A 22627-nucleotide genomic window follows, 5' to 3' on the forward strand; every position below is an offset into this window, starting at 1 on the left:
AGCGGGCCCTGGCCGCCAGCGGGCCCTGGCCGCTAGCAGGCCCTGGGCCGCCAGCGGGCCCCCCGCCCGCCAGGAGACTCTCGGCCGCCAGCAAGCCCCCGCCCACCAAGAGACCCTCAGCCGCCAGCGAGCCCCGCCCACCAGCCGGCCCCCGCCCGCCGGCCGCCCGCCGGCCCCGCTCAGTCGTCGATCAGCACGACCTCCAGCGTGCGCGGCCCATGGACCCCCTCCACCCGGTCGAGCTCGATGTCGCTGGTCGCGGACGGTCCGGAGATCCAGGTCTGCGGCCGGCGCGGGTCCAGCCGGGGCAGCGCCTGCGGCACCGAGGCAACGATCTGCCCTGGCCGGATCACGCAGATGTGGTGGTCCGGGACGAGGGTGAGCCGGCGCCGGCCCTGCCCCTCGGCCGCGTCCAGCACGATCGTGCCGGTCTCGGCGATCGCCACCGCGCAGCCGGTGACCACGCTGTCCACCGAGTCCAGCCGGCGGGCCGTCAACTCCGGCCCCTCCGCCAGCCGTTCGGTCCCGGCGGCCACCTCGGCCAGCCAGTCCGCCGGCAGCCCGTCCGGTACCGCCACCGTCTTCGAGCCGCGCTCCGCGAGCAGCCGGCCGACCGCGCCCGCCACCTCCGACTCGTCGCCGACGCGATGGACGATCGCCCGGTAGTCGGCCAGGTTCTCCGCCAGCAGCTCGCGGATCGCCGCCGGGTCCTCCCCGGTGTGGGTGGTGCGGTATCCGCGCGGGACCGCCGCCGGGTCCGGCGCGGCCTCCGACTCCCGGGGCACGTCCGCCAGCGCGGTGCGGATCCGGGCCAGCACCTGCTCCCTGCTGCTCACTCGCCGCTCCCTCGCTGCTCGCGCTTCTTCCACCAGTCGCGAAATGACTCCTCGGGCAGCTCCGGCAGGTCCCGGCTGTCGTTCCAGGCCTTCGCGGGCCCGGGCAGCGGCAGCTTCTCCGGCAGCCGCCGCGGTACCAGTCCGCGCATCGCGCCCGCCGCGCGCTCCACCGCGCCGAGCGCGGCCGGATGGTCGAAGAGCCAGGTGGTAGCCCGCATCACGGCGCCCTCGACCCGATGGCCGTCCCGGTGCCCGCCGCCCTCGGCCACCCGCTCCCGCAGGTGCACCAGCACCTCGGGGATGTCGATGGCCACCGGGCACACCTCGTAGCAGGCCCCGCAGAGCGAGGAGGCGTACGGCAGGGAGGCGTCCAACTCGCTCTCCACCCCGCGCAGTTGCGGCGTGAGGATGGCACCGATCGGCCCCGGGTAGGCTGAGCCGTAGGCGTGGCCGCCGGCCCGCTCGTAGACCGGGCAGACGTTGAGGCAGGCCGAGCAGCGGATGCAGCGCAGCGCCTGCCGCCCGACCGTGTCGGCCAGGGTGTCGGTCCGCCCGTTGTCCACCAGCACGAGGTGGAACCGCTGCGGCCCGTCGCCGTCCGAGGTCCCGGTCCAGGTCGAGGTGTACGGGTTCATCCGCTCCGCCGTGGACGAGCGCGGCAGCAGCTGCAGGAACACCTCCAGGTCCTGCCATCGGGGCAGCACCTTCTCGATGCCGACCACCGAGATCAGGGTCTCCGGCAGGGTGAGGCACATCCGCCCGTTGCCCTCGGACTCCAGCACCACCAGGGTCCCGGTCTCCGCGATCATGAAGTTGGCACCGGAGATGCCGACCTTCGCCCGCAGGAACTTCTCCCGCAGGTGCAGCCGCGCGGCCTCGGCCAGCTCCGCCGGGCGGTCCGTCAGCCCCTCGGGCGCGGGGCGTCCCCAACGGCCCATCGCGTCCTGGAAGATGTCCCGGATCTCGCTGCGGTTCTTGTGGATCGCCGGCACCAGGATGTGCGAGGGGAGGTCGTCCCCGAGCTGGACGATCAGCTCCGCCAGGTCGGTCTCGTAGGCGCTGATCCCGGCCTTGGCCAGGGCCTCGTTGAGCTCGATCTCCTGGGTGGCCATCGACTTGACCTTGACCACCTCGGTCTCGCCGGTCGCCCGCACCAGCTCCGTGACGATCCGGTTCGCCTCGGCGGCGTCCGCCGCCCAGTGCACCTGGCCGCCGGCCGCGGTGACCGACGCCTCCAACTGCTCCAGATAGTGGTCGAGATGGCGGAGGGTGTGGTCCTTGATCCGCTTGCCCGCCTCGCGCAGCTCCGCCCAGTCGTCCAGCTCGGCGACGGCCTTCGCCCGCTTGTCCCGGATGGTGTGGGTGGCGTGGGTGAGGTTGGCCCGCAGCTGCCCGTCCTTGGTGGACGACCTGGCCGCGGTCGGGAAGGGCGGCATCCCGACGAACGTCCGGCTCATGCGTAGACCTCCTGCTCGGTGCTGGCCAGGATCTCGGCGAGGTGGACCGTCCGCATCGGCGCGTCGGCCCGCCGCAGGGTGCCCCCGATGTGCAGCAGGCAGGAGTTGTCCGCGCCGCAGAGCGCCTCGGCGCCGGTGGAGAGCGCGTTGCGGGCCTTGTCCGCGCCCATGGCCGCCGAGACGTCGGGGTTCTTGACGGAGAAGGTCCCGCCGAAGCCGCAGCACTCCTCGGCGCCCGGCAGCTCCCGCAGGTCGATGCCCTTGACGCGGCGCAGCAGCCGCAGCGGCCGGTCGCCGAGCCGCAGCATCCGCAGGCCGTGGCAGCTGGGGTGGTAGGTGACGCTGTGCGGGTAGTACGCGCCGACGTCCTCCACGCCCAGCACGTCGACCAGGAACTCGGTCAACTCCAGTACCCGGGGCACCAGTCGGCCGGCCGCGTCGGCCAGCGCCGAGCCGCGGCCCTCGGCCATCGCCTTCGCGCCGATCCGCGGGTAGTTGTCCCGGACCATGGCCGCGCAGGAGCCGGAGGGGCTGACCACGTACTCGTAGTCCCGGAAGACCTCGTCCATCCGCCGCACCAGCGGCTCGGTGGCGCGGCGGTAGCCGGTGTTGAACTGCGGCTGGCCGCAGCAGGTCTGGCCGGCCGGGAAGTCGACCTCGACCCCCAACCGCTCGAGCAGGGCGACCACCGCCCGGCCGGTCCGCGGGTGCACCGCGTCGTTGACGCAGGTGAGGAAGAGGGCGACACGCATCGGGGCGGCTCCTTGGCTCCTTGACCGTCGACATCGCGCTGCGATCTGCGCTGGGGAAGATCCGCCGACCAACCTAGCGCGCCGACCACCCCGTCAGGGAAGGATGGCCCGCTCCGGCCGCGGCGCCACCCGCGACGGAGGAGGGAGCCTTCCACTACCTCCAGTGATCGCTCTGCTACTTTCTGCGCCATGCGCAAGAAGAGCCCCCACGGCCCCCGCGTCGTCCTCGGCCTGGTCTCCGCCGCCGTCGCCACCGTCGCCCTCACCGCCGGTCCCGCCTCCGCGAACGCGGGCGGGACCAACGGGTCGGTCTGGATCGGGGTGGCCGGCAACCGCGACTACGTGTCCGAGGTGGACGCGGCGATCCTGAACCGCGGCTTCGACGGCCACTTCCACATCTACGCCGGCGACTACTCCTTCAACACCGGCGACCAGCACTGGAACGCCGGCGGTTTCAACGCCCCCGACGTCGTGGTGCACCCGAACCGGAACTTCTTCTCCGGCACTCTGGTCTGCGCCGAGGCCTGGGAGCGCACCCCGGGCGGCTACAACCTGCTCGGCCGCCCCTGCGAGACCGTCGAGGGCTGACCGCCGTCCGCGTCGTCCGCCGGCTCCGCGGCCGCCGGCGCCAGGTGGTCGCGGACCGCGTCCGGGTTGAGCCTCCGGTGCAGCCGGCCCGGCACGTCGAAGCCGACCAGCGCCGCGGTGACCAGTGTTCCCGCGAAGGTCAGCACCGCCAGTGACTGCCCGAGCGGCATCCCGCTCGCCAGCCGGGCGCCCAGCACCGGTGCCACCGCCCCGCCCAGCGCACCCACGTTGTAGGTGAAGCCGAGGCCGGCCGCCCGGCTCTCGGTCGGGAAGTGCCCGCCGATGTACCGGGGCAGCAGCCCGGAGATGCCGAAGCTCAGCGCCTGGAGGACGAACAGCAGCAGGCCCAGCACCAGCAGGTTGCCGTGGACGGCGAAGACCGGGAAGACGAAGGCCAGCGAGACCACCAGGGTGATCGAGTACGCCTTGGTCGTCCCGATCCAGTCCCCCACGAACCCGGCCAGCCAGCAGCCTGCCATGGTGCCGAACCCGGCCCAGAAGAGGACGTCGGTGACCTGCCCGGGGCCGTAGTGCAGCTGCTCCTTCAGATAGGTCGGCAGCAGCGCCTGGATCGGCCAGCTGTACATGAAGGCCACGAAGACCGTCACCATCAGCGAGGCGTACAGCAGCCAGCCGCGCCGGCCGCCCAGCTGCACCGCGAAGGCCAGCAGGCAGAGTCCGGCGAGCACCGACAGCGGCAGCACCGCCCCGCCCGCGACCGAGGTGAAGACGGAGAAGAGTGCGGCCGCGGCAGCCGCCGCCAGCAGCACGTTGAGGGCGGCCAGCCGCGGGGTGGCGAAGAGCGGCCGGAACGGGTTGGGCCTGCGCCCCCGGTCGGCCACCGTCTCCTGCCACTCCTCGGCCTCCGGCAGCGCCCGGCGCACCCACAGCGCGACCACGATCGGGATCAGGCCGAGGTAGAACATCCAGCGCCAGCCCAGGCTGGGCACGACCACCTTGTAGACCTCGGCGGCGATCACCGTGCCGACCGAGTAGCCGGAGATCAGGAAGCCCGAGGCGCGGTTGCGCAGCCGCCCTGGCCAGCTTTCCAGGACGTAGGTGGCGCTGGACCCGTACTCGCCGGCCATGCCCATGCCGATGGCCAGCCTGGCCACGAAGAGGCTGGTGTAGTTCCAGGCGAAACCGCAGGCCAGGGTGCCCAGCGAATACAGCAGGATGCTGAGCACCATGGCGGACTTGCGCCCGTAGCGGTCGCCCAGCGAGCCGAGGACCGCCCCGCCCAGCCAGCGGGTGATGAAGGCCGCCGAGACCAGGCTGGCGCCCTCCACGGTGCTCAGATGGAAGGTGGCGCTCACCTCGGTGAGCACAAGGGTGATCAGTACGAAGTCGAAACCGTCCAGCACATAGCCGAGCCAGGCCGCGAAGAACGACCGCCAGCGGGTCGCCCCGACCTCGCGGTACCAGGGTCTGGCTGGTGCGGTGGTGGTGGTCATACTGCCTCCAGGATGCCCGACGGGCTCCTCGTTGAGCCTCGTCCCAAGTGCGGCGGCGGATTCGCGGTGGATCCGCGGCGGGTCCGCGGCGATCAGCCGCGCGCTGCCGCCGCCGCGAGACCGGCGGCGAACCGCCGGGTGATCGCTGTGGGTGCGGTGATGGCGGTGCCCACCACCACGCAGTGGGCCCCGGCGGCGAGCGCCGCCGCGGCCTCCTCCGGGGTGCCGATCCGGCCCTCGGCGACCACCGGCACGTCGATCCGCCCGGCCAGCCGGGCCACCAGCTCCAGGTCGGGACCCTCCGTACGGGGCCGCCGCCCGGGGCCGGGGACGTAGCCGGCCAGGGTGGTGCCGACCAGGTCGGCGCCGGCCGCCGCGGCCGCGACGCCCTCCGCCTCGGTCGAGACGTCGGCCATCACCAGCCCGCCGGTGGCGTGCACCGCCTCGACCAGCTCGGCGAAGCGGCTGCCGTCCGGCCGCGGCCGGTCGGTGGCGTCGGCGGCCACGATCCCGGCGCCTGCCTCGCGCACGGCGAGGGCGTGCCGGACGGTCGGGGTGATGTAGACCCCCTCGTCGCCGTCCTTCCACAGTCCGATCAGCGGCAGCCCGACGCTCCCGGCGATGGCCCGGACGTCCTCCAGGCCGTTGGCGCGGAGGCCGACCGCACCGCCTGCGGAGGCCGATTGGGCCATCCGCACCATGGCGGAGGTGTCCCGCATGGGGTCGCCGGGCGGGGCCTGGCAGGAGACCACGAGACCGCCGCGCAGGGCGGCGCGGAGCCCGGCCGCCGTGACGTTCCCGTGCTGACGGGTGCTCATCCGAGGACTCCCTCCGGATCGGCCCGGTGCAGCGGCAGCCGGGCGGTGAGCAGCGCCGCGCCGAGCAGCGGCGCGTCGGCGCCGTGGGCGGGCGGCTGCGGGACCAGATCGGCCAGCGGGGGCAGCAGTTCGGCGGCGAAGCCGGCCCGCAGCGCGGACCAGTAGCGCTTGCCGATACCGGGCACTCCCCCGCCGACGACCACCCGGTCCGGGCCGATCGCGTTGGCCAGCCCGCCGAGGGCGCGTCCGGCGGCGCGGGCGCCCAGCTCGACGGCGCCGGCCGCGGCCCGGTCTCCGCCCTCGGCCCGGCGGACGACCTCCTCCAGCGCGGGCGGCCTGCCACCCGCCCCGGCCGACCGGGCGTAGGCCGCCGCCATCCCCGGGCCCGAGGCGACCGCCTCCAGATGGCCGACGGCGCCGCAGGAGCAGAGCAGCCCGGCCGCCTCCGGGCTCGGCAGGTGGCCGAGGTGCCCGGCGACGCCCTGACGACCCGTCAGCAGCCGTCCCCGGTAGGCGATCGCGCCGCCGATCCCGGTGCCGACGGACAGCTGGAGGAGAGTGCTCCCGGACGGACCGGCCTCGAGTTCGGCGCATGCGGCGGCGCGCACGTCGTTGTCGCAGGCGACCGGAAGCCCTGCGCGGCGGGCGAGTTCGGCGGCCACCGCCGTGCCCGCCCAGCCGGCGATGATCGCGGTGGCCGAGCGGACCACCCCCGCCTCGGGGTCGATCAGCCCGGCGGCGGCGACGCCGATCGCCCGCGGAGCGGGGACCACGCCGGCGGCCAGCGCCCGCGCGCTGTCCGCCAGCGCGTCGAGGACGGCCCGCGGCCCGGCGTCCGCCGGGGTCGGCCGCCGGTCCCGGGCGAGCACCCGGCCGCCCGGGGCGACCAGCGCCCCGGCGATCTTCGTCCCGCCGAGGTCCAGCCCGATCACCGGCCCCGCCTCCAGGACCCCGGAGTTCATCGCACCGGCTCCAGCCCCGCGGCCCGCAGTCGCTCCGCGACCGCGGCGAACTCCGGCTCGCCGAGCGGCACCTGGGGGAAGGCGGTGTCCGGGCAGTCGATGACGCCGAGCAGCCACAGCGCGGCCTTGAACGAGCCGAGCGCCGAGGAGCTGCGCCCCATCGCCGCCTCCGGGCCGACGTCCACCATCGCGAAGAGCCGTACCAGGCGCTCCTGTTCGGCCCTGGCCGCCGGCCAGTCCCCGCGCCGCGCCGCCTCGTAGAGCCGTACATAGCCGGCGGGGTCCACATTGCCGATGCCCGGCACCACTCCGTCGGCGCCGGCCAGCAGGGCGGCGTCCACGGTGAGTTCGGAGCCGGTCAGCACCGCGAAGCCGGCCGGCCGCCGGCCGTCCAGGTCGACCAGCAGCCGCCGCAGCGCGCCGTCGTCCCCGCTGCTGTCCTTGAGCCCGGCGAGGGTGCCGTCCTCCGCCAGCTCCCGGACCAGGGCCGCCGGGAGCTTGCTGTGCACGGAGACCGGGATGTCGTACGCGAAGAGCGGCAGCGGGACCTCGGCGCGGATCCGCCGGAAGTGCCGGGCGATCTCCACCGGATGGGTGCGGGTGTAGAACGGCGCGGTGGCGACCAGGGCCCGGGCGCCCAACTCGGCCGCGTCGCGGGCCTGGTCGAGCACCCGGGCGGTGGTCGCCTCGATCACCCCGGCCAGCACCGGCACCCGGCCGTCGGCGGCCTTGACCACCGTCTCCAGGGCGATCCGGCGCCGGGCGTCGTCCAGGTAGGCGGCCTCGCTGGTGGAGCCGAGCGCGAAGAGGCCGTGCACCCCGCCCCGGATCAGATGCTCGACCAGGGCGGACAGGGAGGCGGTGTCCACGTCCCCCTGGCGGTCGAGGGGGGTGCAGACCGGGGGGACGACTCCGCGCAGCGGCTCGCTCAGCGACATGAGGTGCTCCATCGAACTCAGGACATCCGACATAGGACATTGGACGTCCTACGTTGTGGGCTACGATAAACCCGGACCGAAGGCCGCCGTCAAGAGAGTCAGGGAGCCGCCCGATGGCGAGGCGCAGTATGTCCGAGGACGTCCAGGAGCGGATCAAGCAGCTGATCCTGGACCGCCGGCTGGCCCCCGGGGACCCGCTGCCCACCGAGGCCGAGCTGGTGGAGATCCTCGACATCAGCCGGAACTCGGTGCGCGAGGCCCTCAAGGCGCTCCAGGCGATGCGGATCGTCGACATCAGGCACGGCTTCGGCACCTACGTCGGCAGCCTCTCGCTGGAGCCGCTGGTGGACGGGATCGCCTTCCGCGCCGCCGTCCACCACCACCAGGGCGCGCCCGCGCTGGCCGAGCTGATGGAGGTCCGCGAGGCCCTGGAGTCCGGCCTGATCGGCACCGTCGCGGCGTCGCTTCCCGCCGAGGACCTGGCGGTGCTCAAGGGCCTGGTCGACACCATGGAGCGGGAGGCGGAGAAGCTGTCCGAGATCCGGCCCGAGACCGACCGCGCCTTCCACCTCGCGCTCTACCGCGCCCTCGGCAACCACCTGCTCAGCGAGGTGCTGGACGCCTTCTGGGCCGCCCTCCACCAGGTCAGGGCCGAGCTGGACCCGGCGCACTCCGACCCCCGAGGGACCTGGCGGCAGCACCGCGAGCTGGTCCAGGCGCTGGAGGACAAGGACGGGGCGCGGGCCGTCGAGTGGATGCACCGCCACTTCGACGACATCCGCGCCCGCCTGGGCCGCTCGGCCGCTGAGCCGCTGGGCCGCTGGGCCGCTGGGCCGAAGGCCGACTGAACCGAAGGCCCGCTGAACCGCCGGCCCGCTGGGCCGAAGGCCCGCTGAACCGCCGGCCCGCTTGACCGAGAGCCCGCTGGGCCGAAGGCCCGCTGAACCGCCGGCCCGCTTGACCGAGAGCCCGCTGGGCCGAAGGCCCGCTGAACCGCCGGCCCCCTTGACCGAAGGCCCGCTGAACCGCCGGCCCGCTTGGCCGAAGGCTCCCGTCGCCGAAGGCCCGGTGAACCGAAGGGCCGCCGCTAGACGGCGCCCGCCCGGGCCCGCGCCCCGGCCCGGGTGCGGCCCGAGGCCACGTGCCGGCGTGGATGCCGGCGCAGGTACTCCTGCTCCAGCTCATGCGTCCGCAGCGTGTGCCGGTCCAGCGCGCCGACCGACCCGTACAGGAAGGTGTCGTGCCGGGTCCGGTGCAACTGGCCGAGCTCGCGCAGCAGTTGCGCGTCGGTCAGCCGCCTGGCCGCCACCCCGGAGTGGATGCCGGGCTCGGGGCCGGCGGACTCGCCCAGATCGGGCACGGGCGGCGCGGCGGCCGGAGTCTCGGGCAGGTCGTGGATATCGGGCATGGCGGCCACCTCCAGGGTGGGAACGGCGCGTGCTCCTGCCGTCCAGCGTGTCCCCCGTTCAGGCGGTCGGCAATCGGGATCACCGAACCGGCGGCGGTCGGCTACGCTGCGCGCCATGACCGATTGGGCCGCCTTCCAGTACGAGATCTACCTGAACGGGCTGCTGGGCAAGGTCCCCCGACTGCCCACTGACCTCTCCCGGCTCGCCGAGATCGCCGAGGCGCGGCTGCCCGCCGGGCCGTACGGCTACGTCGCGGGGAACGCGGGCGGCGGAAAGACCGAGGCCGCCAACCGCGAGGCGCTGGACCGCTGGCGGATCGTGCCGCGGATGCTGCGGGACGTCGGCACCCGGGACCTCTCCGTCGAGGTACTCGGCCGCAGGCTGCCGGCCCCGGTGGCGCTGGCCCCGGTCGGCGTATTGTCGATCATGCACCCGGACGCCGAGACGGCCGCCGCGCGGGCCGCCGCCGAGGTCGGCGTGCCGTTCACCCTCTCCTCGGCGTCCAGCACCTCGATGGAGGACGTGGCGGAGGCCAGCGGCGAGGGCGAGCGCTGGTTCCAGCTGTACTGGCCCAAGGACCGCGAGGTCACCAAGAGCTTCCTCCGCCGGGCCAAGGAGAGCGGCTACTCGGCGCTGCTGGTCACCCTGGACACCTGGCTGCTGTCCTGGCGGCCCCGCGACCTCGACCAGGCCTACCTGCCCTTCCTCCACGGCATCGGCACCGAGAACTACTTCACCGACCCGGCGTTCCTGGCCGGCCTGGCCAAGCCGCCGGTCGAGGACCTCCAGGCGGCGGTGATGCACTTCGTGGGGATGTTCAACGACCCCACCAAGACCTGGGACGACCTGGACTTCATCCGGGAGAACTGGGACGGCCCGATCGTCCTGAAGGGCGTCCTCCACCCCGACGACGCGCGGCGGGCGGCGGACGCCGGCATGGACGGGATCGTGGTCTCCAACCACGGCGGCCGCCAGGTCGCCGGCGCGATCGGCGCGGCGGACGCGCTTCCCGCGATCGCGGAGGCGGTCGGCGACCGCCTGGACGTCCTCTTCGACAGCGGGATCCGCGGCGGCGAGGACACCGCGAAGGCGCTGGCGCTGGGGGCGAAGACGGTGCTGCTGGGGCGGCCGTGGGTGTACGCGCTGGGGCTGGACGGGCAGGCGGGGGTCGAGCATGTGCTGCGCGCGCATCTGGCGGAACTCGACCTGACGCTGGCGCTGTCCGGCCACGCGACGGCGACCAGCATCACCCGCGACGACGTGACCCGCTCCTAGCTCTCGCCCCGGGACGAAGCCCGAAGGGCGATTCCAGGGGCGCGGGGAACTGCGCGCCCAGCCAGCTGCGGTCCGCACTCGGCAACGGCTATTGAGTTGCCACCCTGACCCCGCTGCCGGGTGCGGACCGCAGACGCCTGGGCGCGCAGTTCCCCGCGCCCCCGGAATCGCCCCTCGGGCTCAGCCGGGCCCGCGGCCTCGGCCGGAGGCCACCGCCCAGGCGAAGATCGCGAGGGAGAGGAACGCCACCGCGATGGAGTCCCACGGGGCGGCGATGCGGCCGGAGCCCTTGAAGGAGCCCAGCCAGGAGAACGCGGTGAGCAGCAGCAGATAGACCACCATCCAGGCGCCCCGCGCGAACTCCGCGCCCAACCGCCGCGCCCCCTCCCCCGCCGGCCGCAGGAAGAAGAACAGCAGCAGCCCCACCAGCACCAGCGGCAGCGCGAACCGCAGATCGTGCCAGCCGGACCAGTAGATGAACTCGCTCGCCACGACGAAGCTCAGCGGCGCGATCCAGGAGAGCCCCGGCACCCATCCCCGCAGCCCCCCGTCCGGCCGCCCCCGGAACACCGCGACGGCCACCGCCGCCCCCGCGTAGATCAGCAGGTACATGTCGCCCATCACGCTGACGATCTGCTGCCAGCCGCCGAACGGCAGCAGGAAGACCAGGATCACCGCGAGGTTCAGCAGCAGCGCCCGCTGCGGGATCCCGCTCCGGCCGCTGACCTTCATGAAGTACCGCGGCAGCGTGCCGTTCTTGGCCAGCGCGTAGGTGTGCCGGGCGTCGATGGCCACGCCCACGTACGCCGAGCCGCCGGGCGAGACCACCGCGTCGACGTACAGCAGGCTGGAGACCCACTGGAGGTTGAGGATCAGCGCCAGCTGCCCGAACGGGGAGTCGAAGTTCACCCCGCTCCAGCCGTGCCCGGCGATCAGCAGGTGCTCGGGGACGGTGTAGAGGAAGGCGAACTGCAGCGCCAGGTACATCGCCAGGGCCAGGCCGATGCCGGCCAGCACCGAACCCGCCATCGTCCGGCGGGGGTTGCGCGCCTCGCCGGAGAAGTCCAGCGGCGCCTGGAACCCGTTGAGCGAGTAGACGATGCCGCCGCCGGCCAGCGCGCTGAGCACCGCCGGGTACCCGTACGGCGCGAAGCCGCCGTGGGCGCCCTCGGTGAGGCGGCCGGAGTGGAAGCCGGAGGCGAAGAGGGCGATCACGGTGAGGATCGGCACCGCGACCTTGAACAGGGCGATCAGGTTGTTGAAACGGGCGAAGATCCGGACGGCGAACCAGTTGAGGGCGGTCAGCAGGAGGCTCAGCCCCACGGCCACGCCGACCCCGGCGGCGGTGAGACCGCCGTTCCGGTAGACCCCCGGCAGGTAGTGGCCGGCGTACTGCATGATGGCGCTGATCTCGGCCGCGGTGCCGCCCACCGACAGCAGCGTGGACCAGCCGATCAGGGTGCCGACCAGCCGTCCGCTGGCGAACAGCGGCCAGCGGACGGTGCCGCCGCCCTCCGGGCGGGAGACGCCGAGTTCGACCATCACCAGGGCGACCAGCGCGCAGAGCACCCCGGCGCCGATCCAGGCCAGGATCGCCGCGGGCCCGGCGGTCTGCGCCGCGTACATCGCGGCGAAGAGCCAGCCGGAGCCGACGATGTTGGAGAAGCCGATCGCGGTCAGCCCCCAGAACCCCAGGTCGTGCCTGAGGCGGCGCTCCTCCTCGGCCACCTCGGCGGTCGCGGTGACCACCGGCTGCTGCTGGCTCTCCGACACCCGTCCCTCTTCCTTCTCCTCGGCCCCGCCTGGATCCTCTCAAGGCGCACCGGAAGAGCCCCAGCACCACGCCCGGTGTTTCACCTGCGGAAGCCGCCCTCGGAGCTGATCACCTGCCCGGTGATCCAGCGGGCGTCGTCGGTGGCCAGCCAGGCGATCAGCCGGGCCGGGTCGTCGGGCTCCCCCCAGCGGCCGGCCGGGAAGCGCCGGCGGACCAGCTCGTGGGCCTCCGGAGAGGCGTACCCGGTGTCCACGGGGCCGGGGTTGACGCAGTTGACGGTGATCCCGCGGTCGGCGAGGTGGTCGGCCAGGGTGGGGGTGACGGCGGCCAGGGCGCCCTTGGCGGTGGCGTAGGCGAGCTCCTCGGGCATCGGGCCGAGGAGCTGACCGGAGGTCAGCAGGAGGACGCGGCCGGCGCCGGGGCGCGGACCGTCCTCGTACTGGGCGGCGAAGGCCTGCGCCAGCAGCAGGCTGGAGCGGGTGTCGACGGCCCAGTGGAGGTCCAGGTCGGCGGCGCTGATCCGGTCCAGCGTGCCGTCGTGGCCGGACTGGGCGTGGTTGCAGACCAGGATGTCGACCTGGCCGCCGGGGGCGCCCTCCCGGGCGGCGGCCATCAGCCGGGCGGGGGCCTCGGGGTCGGCGAGGTCGAGGCCGAGGTGCCGATGGCCGTCGACCGGCGGGCCCTGCGGGTCGGCGCCGTAGGGCTGCTCGGCGTCGTGCGGGGCGTAGTGGTGGAGGAAGACCTCGGCGCCCAGCCCCGCCAGCCGGCGGACGACGGCGAGGCCGATCCCAGCGCGCCGGCTGACGCCGGTGACGAGGGCGGTGCGGCCGGAGAGCGGCAGGCGGTCGTTGTCGTGGTTGCTCATGGTCGGCGAGTCTGGCCATCCGCGGCGGCCGCGCGCGAGCGGTTTCCCTCCGCCCCGGCCGGCAGCCGGGCGACCAGCGCGCGGACGGCCGGCGGCGGGGCCGGCCGCCACACCAGGACGAGGAGACCGGGGACGGTGGCGTCGGTGATCGGGAGGGCGGTGAGGCGGTCGCGGTAGCGGGGGGCCATCGACTCGCTGAGGAGGCCGACGCCGAGGCCGCGGGCGGAGAGGTCGGCGATCGCGTCGGCGGCGCTGGCCTCCAGGGCGACGGCGGGCTGGACGCCGGCGGCGGCGCAGCAGCGGTCGAAGACCGACCGCAGGCCGCTGCCCTCGGGCATGGAGATGAGTTGACGGCCCGTCAGATCGCGGAGGCGGAGCCGCTTGCGGCCGGCCAGCGGGTGCCCGGGGGCGACCACGGCCACCAGCGGCTCGCTGACCAGGACGCGGGAGTCGAGGCCGGCGGGCGGCTCGCCCGCGGTACCGACCAGCGCGACGTCGACGGCGCCCGAGCGGACCTCCTCGACCAGGCGGTCCGAGCGGCCCTCGAGGAGGGAGACGGCGACCCCCGGATGGGCGCCGTGGAAGGCGGCGAGCGCGTCGAAGAACGGGGTGACGGTGCAGCCGACCACCATCCCGACCGTCACCCGGCCCCGGATCAACTCGCTGACCTCGCCGACCGCCTGGCCCACCGCCTCGGCCGCGGCCAGCGCCGCGCGGGCGTGCCCCAGGGCGGCGGCTCCGGCGGCGGTGAGGGTGGCGGTGCGGGCGGAGCGGTCGAACAGCTCGGCGCCCAGCTCCCGCTCCAGCTGCCTGATCTGCGCGCTGACCCCGGACTGGCTGATGTGCACCCGCTCCGCGGCCCGGGTGAAGTTCCGCTCCTCGGCGACCGCGACGAAGTACTCCAGCTGCCTCAGGTCCATGAGTGTGGATTCTAGTACCCAGAAGAACCATCTGTTGGACTTCTGGTCGAGGGCGGCCGACGATGGACTCATGAACGACGACGAGAACCCCGAGACGATCGACTACGAGGCCTACCCCAAGGCGATGCGGCCGGAGGACATCACCCGGCTCTTCGTCGAGCGCTCCAACCAGGGGGACGCCGCCGGAGTCGCGGCCCTCTACGCCGAGGACGCCGTCCTCGCCTACCCGCCCGGCTCGCGGACGGTCGGCCGGGAGGCCATCCGCGAGCTCTGGGCGAAGGTGCTGGCGAACCGGCCGCGCTTCCGGCCGGAGACCCCGCTGCCCACCCTCCTCAGCGCGGACGGCGACCTCGCGCTGACCTCGACCCCGCCCGGCGACGGGGCCGGCGCCCGCGCGCAGGTGGTCCGCCGCCGGCCGGACGGGAGCTGGGTACGGGTGCTGGACCAGCCGGAGTTCGTCCACCCGGACGCCGGCTGACCGGTCAGGCCGGCGCGGGAGCCGAGAGGAGGGCCGCCGCGGCCTCGACGTCGCCGGTGAGGTTGCGGTCCTCGACCGACGAGGGAAGCCGCTCGGCCGCCCGGTCGTAGAAGGCGGCCAACTCGCCGCCGCCCGGCGGACGGAGACCGCGCATCCGGAGGGCGCGGACGGCCGCCACCAGCTCGCAGGCGAGGACCAGCCGGAAGTGGTCCACCGACTCGCGCAGCCGGCGGGCGCCGGTGGAGGCGAAGCTGGCGTGCTCCTCCACCCCGCGCGAGATCACCGCATGACCGAGGGTCACCGGCTGGGCGGCGCCGCGCAGTTCGGCGAGCGCGGACTGCGCCGCATACTCGACGATCATCACCCCGCTGCTGCCGTCGGCCGCCGTGGCGAGGAACGGCGGCTGGCCGGTGAAGGCCGGTTCGACCAGGACGCCCAGCCGGCTGGTGGACAGCTCGGCGGTGCCGAGGAGGCCCAGCCGGTACTGGTCCAGGGCCAGCCCGAGCCGGGCCAGATGGAAGCCGCCGTGGTGGTGGTAGGTCGCGGCGGCGGCCTCCAGCAGCGGGTTCTCCGCGGCCGCGTTGAGCTCCACGGCCAGCACCTCGTCCAGCGAGGCCCGGGCGTCCAGCGCCGCCCCGTGGACCTGCGGCAGGCAGCGGAACCCGAACGGGTCCTGCACCAGGGCCGGCTGCCAGTCGGCGTCGGCCAGCAGCTCCCGCATCCAGGCGGAGAAGGCGGCCGCCCCGGCGTGCGGCCGGCGTTCGTGGACGTAGGCCGCGTAGGGCTGACCGGAGCCGCGGACCGCGGTCAGGGTGAGCGCCGCCACCAGCGGCAGCCGGTCCAGCAGCAGGCCCAGATCGGTGGCGGCCAGCGCGGTCTGACCGATCGTCAGGGCGCTGCTGGAGATCAGCGGCAGGGCGTCCCAGCGGGTGAGCCGCAGCGGCTCCGGCGGCTCGCCCGTGCCGCCGTGCCAGGGCCGCTCCCCGGCCAGCGTCAGGCCGAGCTCGGCCAGGGCGGAGAGGTCGCCGGTGCCGATCGCGCCGAGCGCGTGGACGGTCGGCAGATGGCCGCCGGCCAGCGCCTCGGCCAGCCGGTCCACGACACCGACCTGCACCGCGCAGCCGCCGGCCAGCAGCTGGTTGAGGCGGACCGCGAGCATCGCCCGGGCCTCCTCGTCCGGCACGACCGGGCCGATGCCGCCGCTGTGGCTGCGCAGCAGCCGCATGCCGAAGAGCTCGGCGGACTCCGCGCTGACGGTGGCGGTGCGGTTGGCGCCGACCCCCGTGCTGTGCCCGTAGACCGGTCGGTGGGCGGTGGCCTCGGCGGCCAGCTTGCGGTTCTCGTCGAGGGCGCGGCGGGCGTCGGCGTCCACGGCGGGCAGCGCCTCCCGCCGGGCCAGGGCGGTGACCTGATCGGCCGTCAGCGACCTGCCGTCCAGGGCTGTGCCGGGCATCAGTGCACCCACACTTCGGTGGTGGACGAGTCCCGGGTCTCCGGCGCCCAGAGGACGCTGACGACCGTGCCGAGCAGCAGCACCAGCGCCATCCAGGCCATCGACCAGCCGATGCCGAGCGAGTCCAGGCTGATCGGCAGCAGGAAGGTGCCGACGGCGGAGGCGATCCGGCTGGTGCCGTTGAGGAAGCCCACGCCGGAGCCGCGGAGCGGGGTCGGGAACAGCTCCGGCGGGTAGACCTGGGTGATGTTGGACGCGCCGGCCATCACGAAGGTGTAGACGATGAACGGCACCATCAGCAGCAGGCCGGAGGTGCCGCTCAGGGCGGCCATCAGCGCCAGGCAGACGGTGAGGACGACGAAGGTGCCGATGGTGAAAGGACGCCGGCCCATCCGCTGCACCGGCCACAGCCCGATCACGCCGCCGAGCAGCAGCGCCAGGTTGAGGACCAGGTTCTGGGTGTCGGCGTCGGAGATGTGGAGGGTGCCGAGGATCTGCGCCATGAAGGTGTAGATGGCGAAGTAGGGCAGTACCTGGGCGCTGTAGAAGACGACGCCGAACCAGGTGTTCCGGGCCTGGCCGCGGGCGAAGAGCTCGCGGTACCCCGCGGCCGGGAGCGCCTCGGTGGCCTGCGCGGACTCGGTCTCGGCGGTGGCCTCCTGGCGGAGGAAGTCCCGGCGGATCCGGGCCGCCTCCTCGAACCGGCCGCGGGAGGCCAGCCAGCTCGGCGACTCCGGGATGCCGATCCGCAGCAGCAGCACCAGCAGCGCGGGCAGCGCGCCACTGGCCAGCAGCCAGTGCGCGGCGGTGTCGGTCATCGGCAGGTAGGTGCCGAGGACGTTGGCCAGGACATAGCCGACCGTCCACAGCACGGTGAGCGAGCCGAGGAGGACCCCGCGCAGCCGGCGCGGGGCGAACTCGGAGAGGAGGGTGGGGCCGACGGCGTAGTCGGCGCCCAGACCGAAGCCGATCACCAGCCGGAGGATGAAGAGCAGCGGCGCGCTGTGCGCCCAGAACTGGGCCGCCGAGGCGATGGTGATCAGGATGAAGTTGTAGAGGTACAGCTTCTGCCGGCCGATGGCGTCCGCCACCCGGCCGAGGAGGATGCTGCCGACCAGCAGGCCGATCAGGGCGGAGGCGCCGAGGAGGCCCTGCCACACCCCGGAGAGGCGCATGCTCGTGTTCAGCACCGGGAGGACCGCCCCGATGATGCCGAGCGCGTAGCCGTCGGAGAAGTTGGCCCCGAAGGTCGTCGCGGTCACCCGGAGATGGAAGCCGGTGAGCGGCTCGCGTGCGGCCGCGTCGTCCGGCGCGCCGGCCCCGGCCGTTCTGGTGCCGGTCGTGTCCCCAGCCGTCCCTGCTACTGCCATGTGCCTGCCTCCGAGGTCTGTGGGCAGCCCACAGCATGCTTGTAATTTGCCAGTCACACAATAGTCAGACTGAAAAAACTCATTCAGTCGGGCGGCCGACGGGGACGGCCAGGCGGTTGGTCTAGTCCTATTGACAGGAACCTGCCGTGGGAGTTCAGTTGCGGGGCCACGAGTTCCCGACCGTTCCCGAGCCCCACAGGGAGGCCCAAGTGTTAGGCAGCAGAGGCAGGTTGGCGGCGGTCGCCGGGACACTGACGTTCCTGGCGTCCGCCGCCCTCGGCGTGCTCGGCGCGAGCCCCAGCGCGGCCGCGACCAGCGTGTACTCGGTGGCCCCGTACACCGACATGTCCAACGGGCAGGAGCCGCTGCTCGACACCGCCATCACCCAGCACGGGCTGAAGGCCTTCACCGCGGCCTTCGTCATCGGCACCGGCTGCAGCCAGGAGTGGGGGGACACCCTGCCGGTCGGCGGTGACTCCTACACCGACCCGGAGATCGCCAAGGCGGTGTCCGAGGGGGCCTCGGTGATCGTCTCCTCGGGCGGGGCCGACGGCGAGCCGCTCGCCTGGACCTGCACCGACCAGAGCAGCATCGAGGCCGGCTACCAGGCGATCATCAACGACTACGGCGTCCAGCAGCTGGACTTCGACGTCGAGGGCGCGGCCATCGCCGACACCGCCGCCGCGGCCCGGCAGATGCAGGCGATGAAGGACCTCAAGGCGGCCGACCCCGCGCTGCGGTTCTCGATGACCCTGCCGGTGCTGCCGAGCGGGCTCACCTCGGACGGCGTCGGCATCCTGCAGGCGGCGAAGAACGCGGGCATCCGGATCGACGTCGTCAACCTCATGGCGATGGACTACTACCAGGGCACCTCGGCCGACATGGGCGCGGACGCGATCGCGGCGGCGAAGGCCACACTGGCCCAGATGCAGTCCGTCGACCCCGGCTACACCTATGCCGACCTCGGCCTCACCCCGATGATCGGCAAGAACGACGACGGCTCCACCTTCACCCTGGCCGACGCCCAGAGCGTGGAGTCCTTCGCGGCGCAGAACGGCCTGGGCCGGCTCTCCTTCTGGGCCGTCACCCGCGATCAGCCCTGCGGCGGAACCGCCAACTCCCTCTCCACCTGCAGCGAGATCGGCCAGAGCCCCCTCGCCTTCACCGACGCCTTCGTGCCGTACGAGGGGTCCTCCGGGGGCGGGGGCGGCGGCGGGACCACCGGCAGCGACTTCTCGCTCTCCGTGTCGCCGGGCTCCGGCAGTGCGGCTCCCGGCGGTTCGGCCACCGCCGAGGTGGCGACGGGGGTCGCCGCCGGCTCCGCCGAGCCGGTCGCCCTCTCCGCGAGCGGGGCCCCGAGCGGGGTGAGCGTCTCGTTCAGCCCGTCCTCGGTCACCTCGGGCGGCTCCAGCACCCTCACCGCCGCGGTCGCCGGCGGGGTGGCGGCGGGCAGTTACCCGATCACGGTGACCGGCACGGCCGCCTCCGGCAGCCACAGCGCGACCTACACCCTGACCGTCTCCGGCGGCGGCAGCGGCAGCGGCGGCGGCTCCGGGGCGCTCGCCAACGGCGGCTTCGAGACCGGCGGCCTCAGCCCGTGGACCTGCCAGAGCGGCGACGCGGTGGTCGGCGGCCCGGTCCACTCCGGGAGCCACGCCGTAGAGATCTCCCCGACCGGCAGCCAGACCGGCGAGTGCGACCAGACGGTCACCCTGAAGCCGAACACCTCCTACACCCTCTCCGGCTGGGTCCAGGGCGACTACGCCTACCTCGGCGTGAACGGCGGCGCGAGCGCCGATACCTGGTCCTCGTCCGGGAGCTGGAACCAGCTGAAGGTCCCGTTCACCACCGGTTCCAGCGGCACCGTGACGGTCTACGTCCACGGCTGGTACGGCCAGGGCGCGGTGTACGCCGACGACCTGTCACTGGGCTGACGATCCGTCACCAGGTGTCCACGAACGGCCGGCGCTCCCGGCCCTCCGGCCGCGCGGCCGGGGTGCCGGGCGCGGGCAGCGCCGCCAGGATGCGGGCCCTCGTATCCGCCGGGTCGATGACGTCGTCGATCTCGAGGGCGGCGGCCGTGTTGACCGCCTTGCCGCGCTCGTACATCGCGTCGACCAGGCGCCGGTACTCGGCCTCGCGGGCCACCGGGTCCTCGACGGCCTCCAGTTCGCGGCGGTAGCCGAGCCGGACGGCGCCCTCCAGGCCCATCCCGCCGAACTCCCCGCTGGGCCAGGCGAGAGTGGCCGCGGGTGCGTGGGTGGAGCCGCCGAGCATCGCCATCGCGCCCAGCCCGTACGCCTTCCGCAGCACCACGGCGACCAGCGGCACGGTGAGGTTGGCGCCGCCGACGAACATCCGGCTGAAGTGCCGTACGGTGGCGGTCCGTTCGGACTCCGGGCCGACCATGAAGCCGGGGGTGTCGCAGAGCGAGACGATCGGCAGGCCGAAGGCCTCGCAGAGCTGGAGGAAGCGGGCGGCCTTGTCGGCGGCGTCGGCGTCGATGGCCCCGCCCAGGTGCAGCGGGTTGCTGGCGATCACCCCGACCGGGCGGCCGGCCAGCCGGGCCAGGCAGGTCCTGATGCCGACGCCGAAGGCCTCGCGGAGCTCGAGCACCGAGTCGGTGTCGAAGATCCCGGTGGCGGCGGCGTGGACGTCGTAGGCCCGGCGGCGGTTCTCCGGGACGACGTGCCGCAGCAGGCGCTGGTCGGGGGCGGTCCACTCGGACTCGGGGGCGGCCCGGCCGGCGATCGCGTCCTGGAAGTAGGAGAGGTACCGGCGGGCCAGCCGGACCGCGTCGGCGTCGTCCGCGGCGACCAGGTCGACCACGCCGTTGGCGGTCTGCACCTCGATCGGGCCGATGTCCTCGGGGCGGTGGACGCCGAGGCCGCCGCCCTCGATCATCGCCGGGCCGCCCATCCCGATGTTGGCGTCCGGGGTGGCGATCACCACGTCGCAGCAGCCCAGCAGGGCCGCGTTGCCGGCGAAGCAGCGGCCGGAGGCGATCCCGACCAGCGGCACCCGGCCGCTCAGCCGGGCCAGTTGGCGGAAGGTGGGGACGTCCAGGCCGGCCACCTTGGTGGTGTCGGTGTCGCCGGGGCGTCCGCCGCCGCCCTCGGCGAAGAGCACCACCGGCAGCCGGCCGCGCCCGGCGAGCTCCAGCATCCGGTCGGTCTTGCGGTGGTTGACGAACCCCTGGGTGCCGGCCAGCACGGTGTAGTCGTAGGACATGGCGACGCAGCGCTCGCCGTTGACGGTCGCAGTGCCGGTGACCATGCCGTCGGCCGGGGTGTTGGCGATCAGGTCGTCCAGCGGACGGCGCTGCCGCTGGGCGGCGATGGCCAGGGCGCCGTGCTCGGCGAAGGAGGCCGGGTCGTCGCAGAGGTCGGCGATGTTCTCGCGGGCGGTGCGCCGGCCGACACGGTGCCGCCTGGCGACCGCCTCCGGTCGTCCGGCGTCCAGGCCCACGGCGTGCCGGGCGAGGGATTCGGCCAGGTCGGGGCGGATCCGGTCGGGGTCCTGGGCCTCCTCGGCGACGGCGGGGCCGGCCCCGGAATCCGAGGGGGCGAGGAGGGCGAGGAGGACGCCCTCGTCCACCGTCTCGCCGACGGCGGCGGGCAGGCGGAGGACGCTTCCCGCGGCCGGGGCGCGGACCACGTGCTCCATCTTCATCGCCTCCAGCACCATCAACCGCTGGCCCCGGCCGACCTGTTCGGCGACGGCGACGTCCAGGGAGAGCACGGTGCCGGCGAGCGGCGCGCGCACGGCGGCGGTGTCCTCGCCCTCGCCCTCGTCCTCGCCCAGGGGTTCCTCCGGCGGCTCGTCACCGGCCGCACCGGCCACTCCCCCGGCGGCCACCAGTTCGGCCACCCGCCCGGTGTGGACGCGGCCGGCCGGCAGCTCGGGCAGCGCCAGCACCGCTTCCAGCAGCGCCGCACCCGTGCGGACCCCGTCCACCCGCAGCTCGGCCAGCGCCCGGCGGGCCCGCTCCACGGCGGCGGACGGACTCCCGCCCCGGACCACGATCTTGGCCAGCAGCGGGTCGTAGCGGACGCCGACCGCGTCCCCCGGCCGGCAGGCGGTGTCCACCCGCACGCCGGGGCCGGTCGGCAGGTCGAAGCGGCGGAGGGTGCCCGCGGACGGGCGGGCCTCCCCGTCCGGGCCCAACCGCTCGGCGTAGAGCCGGAGTTGGACGGCGCTTCCGCGCGGGGCGGGCGGCGGTCCGGCCAGCCCGAGGGCGTCCAGAGTCTCGCCGACGGCTATCCGCAGCTGCGCGGCGACCAGGTCGACTCCGGTCACCTCCTCGGTGACGGTGTGCTCGACCTGGAGCCGGGGGTTGGCCTCCAGGAACCAGAACCCGCCGTCCTGGACCAGGAATTCGAAGGTGCCCAGCCCGCGGTAGGCCACCTCGCCGGCGAGCCGCAGCGCGGCCCCGATCAACCTGTCCCGGAGCGCGGGGTCCAGCCCCGGTGCCGGGGCCAGCTCGATCAGCTTCTGGTTGCGGCGCTGCGCACTGCAGTCCCGCTCCCACAGGTGGGACACCGCGCCGGTGCCGTCCCCGAGGACCTGCACCTCGATGTGGCGGGCCCCGGTGAGCAGCCGCTCGGCGTAGACCTCGGCCCGGCCGAAGGCCGTACCGGCCTCGGAGGCGCACCGCTGCCAGGCCTCGGCCAGCCCCTCCGGGTCGCGGACGGCGCGCAGCCCGCGCCCGCCGCCCCCGCCGACCGCCTTCACCATCAGCGATCCGTGCTCGGCCAGCAGCCGGCGGGCCGCCCCGATGCCCTCCCCCGGCTCCGTGCCCGGCAGCACCGGCACCCCGAGGGACTTCGCGAGCGCCCTGGCCCGCGCCTTGTCCCCGAGCAGCTCCAGCACCTCAGGCGCGGGCCCCACGAAGCCGACCCCGCGCTCGGCGCAGGCCCGGGCGAAGCCGGCGTCCTCGCTGAGGAACCCGTAGCCGGGGTGGAGGAGCTCGCAGCCCGCCTCGGCCGCGACGGCGGCGATCCCGGGTCCGTCGAGATAGGCGGCCGGGCCGCTCCCGGGCAGCGGGACGGCCTCGTCGGCGAGCCGGGCGTGCGCCGCCTCCGGCTCGTCCTCGGCGTACCCGGCGACCGAGCGCAGCCCGGCCTCCGCCGCGGCCCGCACGATCCGGACCGCGATCTCCCCCCGATTCGCGACGAGCACCGCCGGTACGCCCACGAGCGTCCTCCTTGACCTTCCGTGGTGCCTGGCAACCTTCTCCCGGCGCCTACTCCCGGTGCCGCCATGATCATCGCGTCCC

19 protein-coding genes are annotated in these 22627 nt (G+C 74.4%); 5 read left to right on the top strand and 14 right to left on the bottom strand.

Annotated features, from left to right (window positions below; translation table 11 throughout):
* Positions 1-179: 179 nt before the first annotated feature.
* From BS73_RS37230 to BS73_RS10145, 3 genes are read right to left on the bottom strand one after another with little or no spacing between them, the layout of a single operon-like run.
* Positions 180-836, bottom strand: a complete 657-nt coding sequence (locus BS73_RS37230) for a LutC/YkgG family protein (RefSeq protein ID WP_037571234.1) — start codon at positions 834-836, stop codon at positions 180-182.
* A complete protein-coding gene (locus BS73_RS10140) occupies positions 833-2293 on the bottom strand; it encodes a lactate utilization protein B (protein ID WP_037571236.1) in 1461 nt (486 codons plus the stop codon). Before BS73_RS10140 ends, BS73_RS37230 begins: the two co-directional genes overlap by 4 nt.
* Positions 2290-3045, bottom strand: a complete 756-nt coding sequence (locus tag BS73_RS10145) for a (Fe-S)-binding protein (RefSeq protein WP_037571239.1) — start codon at positions 3043-3045, stop codon at positions 2290-2292. Before BS73_RS10145 ends, BS73_RS10140 begins: the two co-directional genes overlap by 4 nt.
* Positions 3046-3234: 189 nt before the next feature.
* Between BS73_RS10145 and BS73_RS10150 the strand changes: the two genes are divergently transcribed.
* Positions 3235-3633 carry a hypothetical protein gene (locus tag BS73_RS10150; RefSeq protein ID WP_037571241.1) on the top strand — a complete coding sequence of 133 codons (399 nt, stop codon included), beginning with the start codon at positions 3235-3237 and terminating at the stop codon, positions 3631-3633.
* Here the strand turns inward: BS73_RS10150 and BS73_RS10155 are convergent.
* The 4 genes from BS73_RS10155 to BS73_RS10170 all read right to left on the bottom strand — a co-directional run bounded on the left by BS73_RS10155 (position 3591) and on the right by BS73_RS10170 (position 7805).
* On the bottom strand, positions 3591-5087 hold the full coding sequence (locus tag BS73_RS10155) for a sialate:H+ symport family MFS transporter (RefSeq protein ID WP_051939773.1): 1497 nt from the start codon (positions 5085-5087) through the stop codon (positions 3591-3593). The two genes, BS73_RS10150 and BS73_RS10155, sit on opposite strands and share 43 nt — an antisense overlap.
* A 92-nt stretch (positions 5088-5179) precedes the next feature.
* Positions 5180-5905, bottom strand: coding sequence for an N-acetylmannosamine-6-phosphate 2-epimerase (locus BS73_RS10160; protein ID WP_037571243.1), 726 nt, complete (start codon positions 5903-5905; stop codon positions 5180-5182).
* Positions 5902-6867 carry an ROK family protein gene (locus BS73_RS10165; protein WP_037571245.1) on the bottom strand — a complete coding sequence of 322 codons (966 nt, stop codon included), beginning with the start codon at positions 6865-6867 and terminating at the stop codon, positions 5902-5904. Before BS73_RS10165 ends, BS73_RS10160 begins: the two co-directional genes overlap by 4 nt.
* Positions 6864-7805 carry a dihydrodipicolinate synthase family protein gene (locus BS73_RS10170; RefSeq protein WP_037571247.1) on the bottom strand — a complete coding sequence of 314 codons (942 nt, stop codon included), beginning with the start codon at positions 7803-7805 and terminating at the stop codon, positions 6864-6866. Before BS73_RS10170 ends, BS73_RS10165 begins: the two co-directional genes overlap by 4 nt.
* A gap of 113 nt (positions 7806-7918) precedes the next feature.
* Here BS73_RS10170 and BS73_RS10175 point away from each other — a divergent pair, with 113 nt between their 5' ends.
* Positions 7919-8653 (top strand): FadR/GntR family transcriptional regulator, encoded by a 735-nt coding sequence (locus BS73_RS10175; RefSeq protein ID WP_051939774.1) that lies wholly within the window; start codon positions 7919-7921, stop codon positions 8651-8653.
* A 239-nt stretch (positions 8654-8892) separates the two neighbouring features.
* Here the strand turns inward: BS73_RS10175 and BS73_RS10180 are convergent, their stop codons facing one another.
* The gene (locus BS73_RS10180; RefSeq protein WP_407674988.1) at positions 8893-9213 is read right to left on the bottom strand and encodes a DUF6158 family protein; all 321 of its coding nucleotides are present in this window, start codon (positions 9211-9213) and stop codon (positions 8893-8895) included.
* A 115-nt stretch (positions 9214-9328) separates the two neighbouring features.
* Here BS73_RS10180 and BS73_RS10185 point away from each other — a divergent pair, with 115 nt between their 5' ends.
* Positions 9329-10489 (top strand): lactate 2-monooxygenase, encoded by a 1161-nt coding sequence (locus BS73_RS10185; protein ID WP_037571249.1) that lies wholly within the window; start codon positions 9329-9331, stop codon positions 10487-10489.
* Positions 10490-10669: 180 nt separating this feature from the next.
* Here BS73_RS10185 and BS73_RS10190 read toward each other — a convergent pair whose 3' ends face one another.
* The 3 genes from BS73_RS10190 to BS73_RS10200 all read right to left on the bottom strand — a co-directional run bounded on the left by BS73_RS10190 (position 10670) and on the right by BS73_RS10200 (position 14048).
* A complete protein-coding gene (locus tag BS73_RS10190) occupies positions 10670-12238 on the bottom strand; it encodes an APC family permease (RefSeq protein ID WP_037578969.1) in 1569 nt (522 codons plus the stop codon).
* Between the two features lie 104 nt (positions 12239-12342).
* A complete protein-coding gene (locus BS73_RS10195) occupies positions 12343-13128 on the bottom strand; it encodes an SDR family oxidoreductase (protein ID WP_037571251.1) in 786 nt (261 codons plus the stop codon).
* Complete coding sequence (locus BS73_RS10200; protein WP_084703951.1) at positions 13125-14048, bottom strand: LysR family transcriptional regulator; 924 nt, start codon at positions 14046-14048, stop codon at positions 13125-13127. The genes BS73_RS10195 and BS73_RS10200 overlap by 4 nt, the downstream gene beginning before the upstream one ends.
* A 70-nt stretch (positions 14049-14118) precedes the next feature.
* Here BS73_RS10200 and BS73_RS10205 point away from each other — a divergent pair, with 70 nt between their 5' ends.
* Positions 14119-14526 carry a YybH family protein gene (locus tag BS73_RS10205; RefSeq protein WP_051939775.1) on the top strand — a complete coding sequence of 136 codons (408 nt, stop codon included), beginning with the start codon at positions 14119-14121 and terminating at the stop codon, positions 14524-14526.
* 4 nt (positions 14527-14530) lie between these two features.
* On the opposite strand, the gene BS73_RS10210 is transcribed toward BS73_RS10205, so the two are convergent.
* Positions 14531-15979: an aromatic amino acid ammonia-lyase gene (locus BS73_RS10210; protein ID WP_037578973.1), complete on the bottom strand. Its 1449-nt coding sequence runs from the start codon at positions 15977-15979 to the stop codon at positions 14531-14533.
* A complete protein-coding gene (locus BS73_RS10215) occupies positions 15979-17349 on the bottom strand; it encodes an MFS transporter (protein ID WP_037571253.1) in 1371 nt (456 codons plus the stop codon). The genes BS73_RS10210 and BS73_RS10215 overlap by 1 nt, the downstream gene beginning before the upstream one ends.
* A gap of 209 nt (positions 17350-17558) precedes the next feature.
* Here BS73_RS10215 and BS73_RS10220 point away from each other — a divergent pair, with 209 nt between their 5' ends.
* On the top strand, positions 17559-19283 hold the full coding sequence (locus BS73_RS10220; protein WP_037571255.1) for a carbohydrate binding domain-containing protein: 1725 nt from the start codon (positions 17559-17561) through the stop codon (positions 19281-19283).
* 7 nt (positions 19284-19290) lie between these two features.
* On the opposite strand, the gene BS73_RS10225 is transcribed toward BS73_RS10220, so the two are convergent.
* Positions 19291-22545, bottom strand: a complete 3255-nt coding sequence (locus tag BS73_RS10225) for an acetyl-CoA carboxylase family protein (RefSeq protein ID WP_037571256.1) — start codon at positions 22543-22545, stop codon at positions 19291-19293.
* Between the last annotated feature and the right edge of the window lie 82 nt (positions 22546-22627).

Source organism: Phaeacidiphilus oryzae TH49 (genome assembly GCF_000744815.1).
Lineage (GTDB): Bacteria > Actinomycetota > Actinomycetes > Streptomycetales > Streptomycetaceae > Phaeacidiphilus > Phaeacidiphilus oryzae.

Coding starts and splice junctions, on each gene's coding strand:
- BS73_RS10140 (WP_037571236.1), bottom strand. CDS start 2,293: ATGAGCCGGACGTTCGTCGGGATGCCGCCCTTCCCGACCGCGGCCAGG.
- BS73_RS10145 (WP_037571239.1), bottom strand. CDS start 3,045: ATGCGTGTCGCCCTCTTCCTCACCTGCGTCAACGACGCGGTGCACCCG.
- BS73_RS10150 (WP_037571241.1), top strand. CDS start 3,235: ATGCGCAAGAAGAGCCCCCACGGCCCCCGCGTCGTCCTCGGCCTGGTC.
- BS73_RS10155 (WP_051939773.1), bottom strand. CDS start 5,087: ATGACCACCACCACCGCACCAGCCAGACCCTGGTACCGCGAGGTCGGG.
- BS73_RS10160 (WP_037571243.1), bottom strand. CDS start 5,905: ATGAGCACCCGTCAGCACGGGAACGTCACGGCGGCCGGGCTCCGCGCC.
- BS73_RS10165 (WP_037571245.1), bottom strand. CDS start 6,867: ATGAACTCCGGGGTCCTGGAGGCGGGGCCGGTGATCGGGCTGGACCTC.
- BS73_RS10170 (WP_037571247.1), bottom strand. CDS start 7,805: ATGTCGCTGAGCGAGCCGCTGCGCGGAGTCGTCCCCCCGGTCTGCACC.
- BS73_RS10175 (WP_051939774.1), top strand. CDS start 7,919: ATGGCGAGGCGCAGTATGTCCGAGGACGTCCAGGAGCGGATCAAGCAG.
- BS73_RS10180 (WP_407674988.1), bottom strand. CDS start 9,213: ATGCCCGATATCCACGACCTGCCCGAGACTCCGGCCGCCGCGCCGCCC.
- BS73_RS10185 (WP_037571249.1), top strand. CDS start 9,329: ATGACCGATTGGGCCGCCTTCCAGTACGAGATCTACCTGAACGGGCTG.
- BS73_RS10195 (WP_037571251.1), bottom strand. CDS start 13,128: ATGAGCAACCACGACAACGACCGCCTGCCGCTCTCCGGCCGCACCGCC.
- BS73_RS10200 (WP_084703951.1), bottom strand. CDS start 14,048: ATGGACCTGAGGCAGCTGGAGTACTTCGTCGCGGTCGCCGAGGAGCGG.
- BS73_RS10205 (WP_051939775.1), top strand. CDS start 14,119: ATGAACGACGACGAGAACCCCGAGACGATCGACTACGAGGCCTACCCC.
- BS73_RS10210 (WP_037578973.1), bottom strand. CDS start 15,979: ATGCCCGGCACAGCCCTGGACGGCAGGTCGCTGACGGCCGATCAGGTC.
- BS73_RS10215 (WP_037571253.1), bottom strand. CDS start 17,349: ATGGCAGTAGCAGGGACGGCTGGGGACACGACCGGCACCAGAACGGCC.